Source organism: Oleiphilus sp. HI0117, assembly GCF_001635235.1.
Map to the genome: position 1 here is coordinate 1 of NZ_LWGA01000302.1, position 375 is coordinate 375.

The following is a 375-nucleotide window of genomic DNA, read 5'->3' on the forward strand; positions in this document are numbered from 1 at the left end:
ATAGTGAACAACTCCAGATCATTATCAATCTCAATAATATCATTATCACTCAGATAGACCTTTGCTTGGTAAAGCTCTCTTTGATTAACACCTAACGTAGTGTCATCCGAATATTTAACCGTTGTCATCCAAGTTATGCTTAACTTTTCTTCAGGGTTAAAGTGATTTTCTGTACTTCTATCATTTGAAAGCAGATTAAAAACCTTTGGGTCTAGAGGTGCCTCTCTAAACTCGATTACTAACTCAGGCCCTACTCCACCACCTTGACCGCCATTAGTTCCAGGGGCAGCTCCACCGCCACCACTTCCACCTCCATTACAGCCAATTAGAGTTCCAGTAACTAAGCACGTTGATATAACTTTTATAGCCGTATTT

The 375-nt window shown here is 40.0% G+C and carries 1 protein-coding gene; it reads right to left on the minus strand.

The window, feature by feature from the left end; all coding sequences use genetic code 11:
• Window positions 1-375 (minus strand): hypothetical protein (locus A3757_RS26245; protein ID WP_304439169.1); only part of this gene is annotated, 375 nt, incomplete at both ends.